At 71.2% G+C, this 8,293-nt stretch carries 6 protein-coding genes; 1 reads left to right on the forward strand and 5 read right to left on the reverse strand.

Going from position 1 to position 8,293, the window contains the following annotated elements; genetic code table 11:
• Window positions 1–227: 227 nt before the first annotated feature.
• From lpxK to SLW56_RS17295, 5 genes are read right to left on the reverse strand one after another with little or no spacing between them, the layout of a single operon-like run.
• Complete coding sequence (gene lpxK / locus SLW56_RS17275) at window positions 228–1,262, reverse strand: tetraacyldisaccharide 4'-kinase (RefSeq protein ID WP_267106219.1); 1,035 nt, start codon at window positions 1,260–1,262, stop codon at window positions 228–230.
• Window positions 1,259–3,031, reverse strand: a complete 1,773-nt coding sequence (msbA, locus tag SLW56_RS17280) for a lipid A export permease/ATP-binding protein MsbA (protein WP_026143406.1) — start codon at window positions 3,029–3,031, stop codon at window positions 1,259–1,261. The genes lpxK and msbA overlap by 4 nt, the downstream gene beginning before the upstream one ends.
• On the reverse strand, window positions 3,028–3,465 hold the full coding sequence (locus SLW56_RS17285) for a biopolymer transporter ExbD (RefSeq protein ID WP_010342642.1): 438 nt from the start codon (window positions 3,463–3,465) through the stop codon (window positions 3,028–3,030). Before SLW56_RS17285 ends, msbA begins: the two co-directional genes overlap by 4 nt.
• 4 nt (window positions 3,466–3,469) lie before the next feature.
• Window positions 3,470–4,132, reverse strand: coding sequence for a MotA/TolQ/ExbB proton channel family protein (locus SLW56_RS17290; RefSeq protein WP_148828452.1), 663 nt, complete (start codon window positions 4,130–4,132; stop codon window positions 3,470–3,472).
• Window positions 4,026–6,578 (reverse strand): DNA internalization-related competence protein ComEC/Rec2, encoded by a 2,553-nt coding sequence (locus SLW56_RS17295; RefSeq protein WP_320695227.1) that lies wholly within the window; start codon window positions 6,576–6,578, stop codon window positions 4,026–4,028. Before SLW56_RS17295 ends, SLW56_RS17290 begins: the two co-directional genes overlap by 107 nt.
• Before the next feature lie 258 nt (window positions 6,579–6,836).
• Between SLW56_RS17295 and SLW56_RS17300 the strand changes: the two genes are divergently transcribed.
• Complete coding sequence (locus SLW56_RS17300) at window positions 6,837–7,901, forward strand: SDR family oxidoreductase (RefSeq protein ID WP_320695228.1); 1,065 nt, start codon at window positions 6,837–6,839, stop codon at window positions 7,899–7,901.
• Window positions 7,902–8,293: the final 392 nt, after the last annotated feature.

Genomic DNA, 8,293 nt, shown 5'->3' on the forward strand with positions numbered 1-8,293 from the left:
GCAACGCGGCGCTCAAGGCGTGGGCTGCGACGAGCGGCGCAGCAGCCCCAGGCGCTGCGCTGCCTGCGTACCGCCAAGCACCTCTCAGAAGCGTCCTGAGCGTCCTGTAGGAGCGGCTTCAGCCGCGACGGGCCTTACCGGTAACGCCCCATCGCGGCTGAAGCCGCTCCTACGGAAGACGCTGGATCCGGCGCGATTGCGGCGGAAACAGCCGATGCGCGGCGCCGCTAGTCGCCGGACTCGCCGGCGCGGCCGCGCAGCTTGTCCAGCCGATCCAGCAGGCCGATCCAGAACGCCGCCGGCAGCTCGGCGACCAGCGGCACGCTGAAGCACCAATCGTTGACGAAGGCCGCGCACTTCACCGCGTCCTTCTCGGTCATCAGCACCGGCAGTTCGCTGCCGAAGGCCAGGTCCGCGGCGCGGTACTGGTGGTGGTCGGGAAAGGCATGCGGCACCACGCCGATGCCCTGCGCGCGCAGCATGTCGAAGAAGCGCTGCGGGTGGGCGATGCCGGCCACGGCGTGCACGCGCTGGCCGGCGAAGCTGCGCAATGGCCGCGCACGGCCGCCGCGCAACGGTTGCGCGCTGTCGATGCGCAGGCGCATCGCCCATTCGCCGAAGCCGACTTCAAGCGCGCCGCTGTCGCTGGCCTGGCCCAGGTTGACGACCCGGAAATCGCATTCGTTGCCGCGCGCCACCGGCTCGCGCAGCGGCCCGGCCGGCAGCAGGCGGCCGTTGCCGTAGCGGCGCTGGCCGTCCACCACCTCGATCTCGATGTCGCGCTGCAGCCGGTAATGCTGCAGGCCGTCGTCGCAGACCACGATGTCGCAGCCGGCCTGCAGCAGCGCGCGCGCCGCGGCCACGCGGTCGCGGTCCACCCGCACCGGCACGCCGGTCTTGCGCGCGATCAGTACCGGCTCGTCGCCGCCCTGCTCGGCCGAGGTGCCCGGCTCGATCCAGCGCGGCTCCTGCGGCTGGCTGCGGCCGTAACCGCGGCTGGCCACGCCCGGGCTCCAGCCGGCGTCGCGCAGGCGCTGCACCAGGGCGATGGTCAACGGCGTCTTGCCGGTGCCGCCGGCGGTGAGGTTGCCGACCACCACCACCGGCGCGGCGATGCTGTGGCGCTTGCGCCAGCCGCGACGGTACAGCGCGCGGCGCAACGCGATCGCCGCCGCGTACAGCGGGGTCAGCACGCGCGCGTGCAGCGGCGGCGAACCCGTGCCGTACCAATAGGCGGGGGTGTGCGGCCCGCGCTCGCTCATCCGAACTGCCTTTCGCGGAACTGCATGCTGTGCAGGTGCGCATACACCCCGCCCAGCGCCAGCAGCTCGCGGTGGGTGCCGCGCTCGACGATGCGGCCGTGGTCCATCACCAGCACCTGGTCGGCGTGTTCGATGGTCGACAGGCGGTGGGCGATGACCAGCGTGGTGCGGTCGGGCATCAGCCGGTGCAAGGCATCCTGCACCAGCCGCTCGGATTCGTTGTCCAGGGCGGCGGTGGCCTCGTCGAGGATCAGGATCGGCGCGTCCTTGAGCATGGCGCGGGCGATCGCCAGGCGCTGGCGCTGGCCGCCGGACAGGCGCCCGCCCTTGGCCCCGACCTGCGACTGCAGGCCGTCCGGCAGGTGCTCCACGAACTCCATCGCGTTGGCATCGGCGATCGCCTGCTGCAATTGCGCAGGGCCGGCCTCGCGCATCTCGCCGTAGGCGACGTTCTCGGCGATGCTGCCGTCGAACAGCATCACCTGCTGGCCGACCAGGGCGATCTGTCGGCGCAGATCCTCCAGGCGGTACTCCTGCAGCGGATGGCCGTCGAGCAGGATCTGCCCGGACTGCGGGTCGTAGAAGCGCGGGATCAGCTTGACCAGGCTCGACTTGCCGCTGCCGGAGCGGCCGACGATGGCGGTGACGGTGCCGGGTTCGGCGACGAAGCTGACCTCGGCCAGCGCCGGCCGCGCCTGTCCCGGATAGGCGGCAGTGACCTCACGGAACTCGATCCGGCCCTGCGCGCGCTCGATGTGGCGGGTACCGCTGTCCTGTTCCTCCGGCGCATCCAGCACCACGAACAGCCGCTGCGCCGAGGCGACGCCCCGCTGCAGCATGTTCTGCACGTTGGTGAGGTTCTTCAGCGCCGGGATGATCGCCATCATCGCGGTCATCAGCGAGACGAACTCGCCGGCGGTCAGGCGCCCGGCCAGCGCCTCGTGGCCGGCGATCAGCAGCAGCGCGGCCAGGCCGATCGCGCCCAGCAACTGCACCGCGGCCGAGGAGATGCCGCGGGTGGACTCGACCTTCATCGCCAGGTGCAGGTTGGTGTCGGCCAGGTGCTGGTAGCGCTCCATCTCGCTGGCGCGCGCGCCGTAGACCTTGACCTCCTGGTTGCCGGACAGGGCCTGCTCGGCGGACTGCATCAGCTCGGCGTTGCTCTCCTGTATGCGATGACTGACCCGCCGGTAGCGCTTGGCCACGCGGTCCATCACCCAGGCCAGCGGCGGCGCCACCAGCAGGATGGTCACGGTCACCGTCCAGCTGTACCACAGCATCACCGCCAGCGCGCCGACGATCTGCAGGGTCTGCTGCACCATCACCTTCATCGCGTCGACCGCGGCCTGCGCCACCTGCTCGCTGTCCGAACCCAGCCGCACCAGCATCGACGCCACCGGCTCGGCATCGAAGCGGCTGCCCGGCAGGCGCAGGTACTTGTCCAGCACGTTGACCCGGAAATCGCGGGAAATGCTCCGCGCCGCGCGCCCCATCGACATGTCGGTGACGTAGCCGGCGATACCGCGCAGCACGAACAGGCCGACGATCTGCAACGGCAGCCACATCGCCACCTCGCGGTTGCGGGCGATGAAGGTCTCGTCGGTGATCGGCTTCATCAGCGCCAGGAAGCCGGAGCCGGCCAGCGCTTCCAGCAGCGCGCCGACGGCGGCGATCAGCAGCAGGCCGCGGTAGCCGCCGGCATAGGACAACAGGCGGCGATAGGTCCGCCAGGGGGAATCCTGGACGGGCACGTCGGTGGGTACATTCACTTGGAGCTTCCGTCCCTGTTGACTTCGGGGGCAGTGGCGATGGCGATGCGGCGGAACCCGAGCTGGCCCAGCGCGTCCTGCGCGGTGACCACCGCCTGGTACGGCGTGCGCGCGTCGGCGCGCAGCAGCACCGGCTGCTCTCGGTCGTCGCCGGCGACCTGGGCGATGCTGCGCTTGACCGACTCCACGTCGGTGCGCAGCACTTCCTGGTCGTTGATGAAGTAATGCCCGTCGGCGTTGATCAGCACGCTCAGCGCTCGCGCCGGCGGCGGCGCGTTGCGGTCGCTGGCGTTGGGCAACTGCAGTTGCAGCGTCGAACGCGCATCGAAGGTGGTGGTCACGACGAAGAAGATGATCAGCACCAGGATGACGTCGATCAACGGCACCAGGTCGATGTGCGGCTCGTCCTGGCCACGGTCGTCGCGGATCCGCACCGGCTCAGCCCTTGGCCGACGCGGCGTTCGACGCGGCGCCGCGTGCCGCCGGCGCCACGGCACGGCCGTGGCCGTCCAGCGCATCGGTCAGCGCGGTGGCTTCCTGCTCCATCTCGATCACGTAGCCGGCGATGCGGCCCTTGAAATGGCGATGGAAGATCAGCGCCGGCACCGCGATGATCATGCCGGTGGCGGTGCACACCAGCGCCTTGCCGATGCCGCCGGCGAGCTGGTTCACGTCGCCCAGGCCATGGTCGAGGATGCCGAGGAACATCTGGATCATGCCGACCACGGTGCCGAGCAGGCCCAGCAGGGGCCCGGCCGAGGCGATGGTGCCCAACGCGTTCAGGTAACGCTCCATGCGGTGCACGACGTGCCGGCCAGTGTCCTCGATGCGCTCGCGCACGATCTCGCGCGGACGGTTGCGCACGTCCAGGCCGGCCGCGAGCAGCGCGCCCAGCGGCGAATTGCGCCGCAGCGATTCGATGTGGGTGGGGTCGAGCTTGCCGCGCGTGGCCCAGTTGCGCACTTCCTGGCCCAGTCCCGGCGGCAACACCTCGCTACGGCGCAGGCTCCAGAACCGCTCCAGGACGATCGCCAGCGCGACCACGCCCAACAGCAGCAATGGCACCATCGGCCAGCCACCGGCCTTGACCAGTTCCCACACGTCGCAACCCTCCGGCACGCTCGGCCGTTCGTTCACTGGCCGATAGGATAGCAGCCGCCCGCGCCCGCTCCGCCGCATCCCACAGCCGCGCCCGCCAGGGCCGCCGCTCACGCAATTGCAGGCCCGTGCGCCCCAGCCACACGCGCAGCGCGCCGCCCTGTGGCGTGCCGGCGACCTCGGCGCCGGCCGCCTGCCAGCGCGCCACCACGCCCGGATGCGGATGACCGAAGCGGTTGCCGTAGGCCGCCGACACCAGCACCAAGCGTGCGCCGGTGGCGGCGACGAAGGCCGGCTGCGAGGAATGCGCGCTGCCATGGTGCGGCGCCACCACCACCTCGGCGCGCAGCGCCTGCGGCGCCTCGCGCAGCAGCGTGCGCTCGACCACGTCGCCGATATCGCCGGCCAGCAGCAACGCGCCATGCGCGGTCTCCACGCGCAGCACGCAACTGGACTCGTTGCGCAAATAGGGAAAGTGCGGCGCCGGATGCAGGAACCGGAACCGCACGCCATCCCATTCCCAGGCATCGCCGGTCACGCAGGGGCGGTCCAGCGGCACCGGCGCGTCGGCCGGGGCCTGGACCAGCCCGATCGGCAGCGCCGCGCGCACCGCGCCCAGGCCGCCGGCGTGGTCGTTGTCGCCATGACTGATCACCGCGCGATCCAGCCGCGCCACGCCGAGCGCATGCAGCGCCGGCACCACCACCCGCTCGCCGGCGTCGTAGCCGTCCTCCACCGCCGGCCCGGTGTCGTACAGCAACTGGTGATGTGCGGTGCGCACCAGCAACGACAGCCCCTGCCCCACGTCGAACATCACCAGATCGACCTCGCCCGGTCGCGGTCGCTCCAGCGGCGGCCACAGCAAGGGCAACCACAGCAGCGCCGCCAGCGGCTTGCCCGGCACCGCGCGCGGCAGCAGCAGCCAGAACGCGCCCAGCAAGGCCAGCGGCAGCGCCCAGTCGCGCGCCTCTGGCAACCAGCGCAGGGCGAAGCGGCTCTCGCCCAGGGCGACGAACAACGGCCAGGTCAGGTCGAAGCAGCCCGCGGCCAGGCGCCACAGCCAGGCACCGGCGCCGGCATGCAACGCCTCCAGCGCGGTACCGAGCAAGGCCAGCGGGACCACCACCAGGCTCCACCAGGGGATCGCCAGCAGGTTGGCCAGCGGCCCGACCACGGAGGCCTGCCCGAACAGCATCGTGCTCACCGGCAGCAGGCCGACCGTGGCCACGCCTTGCGCGGTCAGGAAGCTGCGCAGCGTCTCGCGCCAGCCACGACCGGCATCGGGCATGCACCAAGCCAGCCAGGCGACGCCGAGGAAGCTCAGCCAGAAGCCGGCCGAGAGCACCGCCAGCGGGTCGCAGAGCAGCATGGCGATCGCCGCCAGCGCCAATGCGTCGACCACCCGCACCGGTCGCCGCCACAACCGTGCCGCCACCACCACCGCGATCATCAGCGCGGTGCGCACGGTCGGCAGGGCCATGCCCGACACCAGGGTGTAGCCGCCGGCGCCGAGCAGCGCCAGCGCCGCCGCGGCCTGGCGGCGCGGCCAGTAGCGGCCCAGTTGCGGCCACAGCCGCCACAGGCCGCCGCCGAGCAGTGCGAAGGCGCCGGCGACCAGGCCGACATGGAAGCCGGAAATGGCGATGAGATGGGTCAGGCCGGCGGCACGCAGGATGCGCCAGTCGCGATCGTCCAGGCGCCGCGTGTCGCCCAGCGCCAGTGCCTGCACGTAGCGCGCCGAGGCCTGCGGCACGGCCGCAGCGATGCGTGCGGACATATCCGCACGCCAGGCGTCGATTCCCTGCCCCGACACCAGTTGCGTGGCCGCACGCGGCGCCACCACGTAGCCGCTGGCGCTGATCCGCTGCGCCAGCGCATAGGCCTCGGCATCGAAGCCGCCCGGATTGCTCAAGCCGCGCGGCGCGCGCAGGCGCACCTGCAACTGCCAGCGCGCGCCGGCGCTCAGGGCGCTACGCGGCCCGGCCTGGTGCGTGCCGAAGTCGTCGTACCACGCCAATTGCAGCAGGCGCCCGCGCAACGGCGCCGGCTGCGCCGCGTCGCTGTCCACCCGGAACAGGAAGCGGGTGCGGCGGGTCTCCGCCTGCGGCAGTTCCACCACCTGACCGCGGACGTCGACCACGCGCTTTTCCCAGTCGGCCGGCAACTGCCTTGCCAGCACCATGCCGGCGACCAGCGCCAGCCAGCCGGCGCCGATCGCGAACGCGCCCAGCCAGCGCCAGTGCGGCGCCGCCACGTACAGCGACGCCCCGGCGAGCAGGATCGCCACGGCCAGCGGCCAGGGCAGCAGGCGCGGCAGCCACAGCGCGGCCAGCACGCCGGCGGCGAGGCTGGCCGCGACCGCAGCGCCGAACGGCGCCGGTGCCAGCCAGCGGGCAGCGCGAGCCGCGACGGGGCCCTGGCACGGCACGGCGTCTGCCGACGGTTGCATGTGCTTGCCCTCCTTGGCATCGATGGATCGGAAGCAGCGAGACGAAGCGGCGCGACGTGCGCATCGCGCGACACCGTCTCTATCGCCATGCCAGCGTCGCATCCCGCCTGGACGTCGGCCATCGGTCCATGCCGCGGCACCGCGTCAGAATTCGCCTAACGCGCGAGCGCGCGCCGCGTCACAGTCCCGACGCAGTTCTCCGCAGCTTCATCGCCCCGCGCCTAAGCTGCGATACCCCACGTCGTAAGGAGTTCGCGCATGCGCAAGGGTATCGCATTGATCGTCGGAGTCACTGGCATCTCCGGCTACAACCTCGCCAACGTGCTGGTCGCCGAGGGCTGGACCGTCTATGGGCTGGCACGCCGTCCGGTGCCGCAGGAAGGCGTGATTCCGGTGGCGGCCGATCTGCTCGACCGCGACGCCACCATCGCGGCGCTGCGCGGGCTGCCGATCACCCACGTGTTCTTCTGCACCTGGACGCGGCGCGACACCGAGAAGGAGAACGTCGCCGCCAACGGCGCGATGTTGCGGCACCTGTGCGAGGGCCTGGACGGCGCGACGCTGCAGCACATGGCGCTGGTCACCGGCACCAAGCATTACCTGGGCTCGTTCGAGCACTACGGCAGCGGCAAGGCGGAGACGCCGTTCCGCGAGAGCGAACCGCGGCAGCCGGGCGAGAATTTCTACTACACGCTGGAAGACCTGCTGTTCGACACCGCCGCGCGCCATGGCTTCGGCTGGAGCGTGCACCGCTCGCACACCATGATCGGCCAGGCCAACGGCAGCAATGCGATGAACATGGGCGTGACCCTGGCGGTGTACGCGACGCTGTGCAAGCACACCGGGCAGCCCTTCGTGTTCCCCGGTTCGCGCGCGCAGTGGGACAGCCTCACCGACCTCACCGACGCCGGCCTGCTCGGCCGCCAACTGGCCTGGGCCGCGACCAATCCGGCCGCACGCAACCAGGCCTTCAACACGGTCAACGGCGACGTGTTCCGCTGGCGCTGGATGTGGGGCGAGATCGCCGCGTTCTTCGGCCTGGAGCCTGCCCCTTATCCGGAGGCGCCGATGCCGCTGCAGCCGCGCCTGCAGGACACTGCGCCTGCGCTGTGGCGCGAGATCGCCGAGCAGCATGGGCTGGTGCAGGCGGATGTGAACCAACTGGCGTCGTGGTGGCATACCGATGCCGATCTGGGCCGCGAGATCGAGTGCGTCAACGACATGACCAAGAGCCGCGATCTCGGCTTCCTCGGCTACTACGACAGCCGCGCCTCGTTCCTGGAGCTGTTCACGCGGCTGCGCGCGCAGCGGGTGATTCCCTGAGGGACGAGGCTGGGTGAAGAGTCGCCGATGCAATGGGAAAGCGGCAATCCGGAAGGTTGCCGCCTATGGGGCACGCGGTGCGCTCCAGGACGGTCGCCGTTGTAGGGAGTTGTCTGGACATGCGAGGCATCGCCGCGGCGACGCGTTTGCTGGGCATGCTGTACGAAGTTTTTCGGCGCCGACAGCAACCAACACCGGCGACATGCCCGGCTTCGTTGGTCGCGGCTGAAGCCGCTTCTACGGCGCGCTTGCGCTAGAAGTGCTTTCGCCTGTCCGAGGATCTCCGGCGTCGGCAGATGCACTGAAGCCACTGCGGCTCGCTGCCTCGTTCGTCGCGCGTGACGTCGCTCCAACGCGCGGCGAAGCGGCGATGTGCACTGTGGGAGGGACTT

Origin of the sequence: Xanthomonas sp. LF07-6 (genome assembly GCF_034105445.1) — a bacterium.
Taxonomy (GTDB): Bacteria; Pseudomonadota; Gammaproteobacteria; order Xanthomonadales; family Xanthomonadaceae; genus Xanthomonas_A; species Xanthomonas_A sontii.